2 protein-coding genes and 1 pseudogene are annotated in these 1,988 nt (G+C 75.5%); all 3 read right to left on the bottom strand.

All coding sequences use genetic code 11. The features are described from left to right. The coding region (locus tag SACPADRAFT_RS32640; RefSeq protein WP_007027425.1) for a phosphatase PAP2 family protein at nt 1–512 on the bottom strand (512 nt) is incomplete at its 3' end. A gap of 239 nt (nt 513–751) precedes the next feature. Continuing rightward, on the bottom strand, nt 752–1,462 hold the full coding sequence (locus tag SACPADRAFT_RS0210345) for a DUF2267 domain-containing protein (RefSeq protein ID WP_007027426.1): 711 nt from the start codon (nt 1,460–1,462) through the stop codon (nt 752–754). A 247-nt stretch (nt 1,463–1,709) separates the two neighbouring features. Then, a pseudogene (locus SACPADRAFT_RS32635) lies at nt 1,710–1,988 on the bottom strand (phosphoribosyltransferase); the annotation flags it as partial.

Here is a 1,988-nt window from a genome sequence, read left to right as displayed (position 1 = left end):
GCCGCCGCACCGCCGGTGTCGCGCGGACCCTCCCGCACGGCATGGCTGAGCAGCACCGCCACCGCGGCGGCCCCCGCGATCGTCGCGTGGTTGCTGGGGAACGACCAGTCCCCGGCCGGGGGGCACCCCGCGAGGGCCGTGACGTCGGGCATGGCGTGACACGGCCGGTCCTGCCGCAGCACACTCTTCGCCGTCTCGCTGACCAGGTACGCCAGCACCGTCACCACGGGGGCGAGCACCGCCCGGGACGCCCACCGGTCGTCCTCGGCGCGGGCGCGCCACCAGCGCAGCAGCATCAGCAGACCGAGTGCCACCACGCCCGCCTCGGTGAAGATCACGGCGAAAACGTGCACCGCGGACGGAGCCGACGCGGCGAACTCCACCACCGCCCGGTAGAGATCGGCGGAGACGTCCGGAACCGTCGCCGTGCCGTCCCGGGCCACGGGTACGGCGGGCCCGGCGCCTCCGGTCGCCGGAAGGGGGGACGCGGCCGGGACGACCGGGTCGGACATCGGGCGGCTCCTGAGTGTGCGGACGGCGACTGCGGGACGGCACGGGACCGGTGGGTGTGCGGGCCGCCGCGGCAGCCGGCGGCGCTGCTACACACCCGGCGTTCACGTCGGTGTCGACGCCGCGCCGGTCCCGTGTCGCCCCAACTTAACGCTCCCGCCGAGTGCCCACTGTGTCCGGTCGGACACGACGGGTCGCCGCTGCCGTGCCGACCGGTCCGCCCGCAGGCCGCGCGACGGGCTCAGGGCTGGCGGGGCATCAGGATCTCGTTCGCCGCGGCGACGGCCTCCGGGTCCTGCGCCATCCGCGGACCCGCGAAGCCCTCCGCACCGGGCCGCTCGCGCAGATCCCGGCTGAGCGAGGTCACCACGGTGGTCAGCGAGTCCACCTGCCGTTGCAGCTCGGCCAGCCGTTCCGGCAGCTGCTCCCCGGCGGCCTGTCCCTCTCCGGTGGTCGCCGGGGCGGTCGTCGTCGCGCCCGCCGACGTCTTCCCGGACGTCTTCCCCGACGCCGTGGTGGTCCCGGCCGCGGCTTCCGCGGTGAACAGCGCCCGCAGGTCCCGGGGGAGCTGTTGCAGCACGTGGTCGAGGGCGCCGTCGGAGAGCAGGCCGCGCATCCCGGCGGAGACACCGGCGATCGCGCCGGGCGCGTCGCTCCGGCGGATCATGGCCTCGTTGGCGATCCGGTCGAGGCACTCGTCGGTGTTGTAGCGGACCGGCACACGGCTCGGGACCCACCCGTCGTAGTAGGTGCCCCGGAACAGCTCGGGCAGTTGCGCCGAGAAGTGCGCGGAGGACTCCACGGTGAGCCGGTCGCGCAGGGTGTGCAGCCAGGCCCGCAACACCCGGTAGGTGTAGCGGCGGTCGCGGGTTCCCAGGGCGGAGCCGATCGACGCGAGCCATTCGTGGGCGCTGTTGTGCGCGCGGGCGAGTGGGTCGTGGTTCTGGGTCATGGTGTCGTCCTCCCGTGGAGTGCTCGGCATCCCGGAGGTCGGCGGGCGCCGCGACCGGGTCTCGGCGCCAGTGTCACGCCGTCGGCGCGGACGCGGACAGGGACGAAGGGCCCCCGTCGGCGGTGCCGACGAGCCGACGGCCGTCGGCGGTGCCGACGAGCCGACTGCCGTCGGCGGTGCCGACGAGCCGACTGCCGTCGGCGGTGCCGACTCTCCGACTTCCGTCGGCGGTGCCGACCGGGGCGGGTCACGCTGGTTGAGCGAGGGGAGCCAGGTGGTGCCGGAGCCAGTCCCGGGCGAGGTGTGCGGCGCGGTCGAGCGTCCCCGGTTCCTCGAACAGGTGCGTCGCGCCGGGGACGACGGCGACCCTGTGCTCGCTGCGCAGCGATTCGGCGGCCTGCCGGTTCAGCTCCAGCAGGACGTGGTCCTGCCCGCCGACGACCAGCAGGACCGCGGCCCGCACCGACCGGAGGCGGTCGGCGGCCAGGTCGGGCCGCCCGCCCTGGCACACCACGGCGGTGACGTC

Origin of the sequence: Saccharomonospora iraqiensis subsp. paurometabolica YIM 90007 (assembly GCF_000231035.2) — a bacterium.
GTDB classification, from domain to species: domain Bacteria; phylum Actinomycetota; class Actinomycetes; order Mycobacteriales; family Pseudonocardiaceae; genus Saccharomonospora; species Saccharomonospora paurometabolica.
The sequence above is the reverse complement of the archived record's forward strand: the minus strand, read 5'-3'. Positions and strand labels throughout refer to the sequence as shown.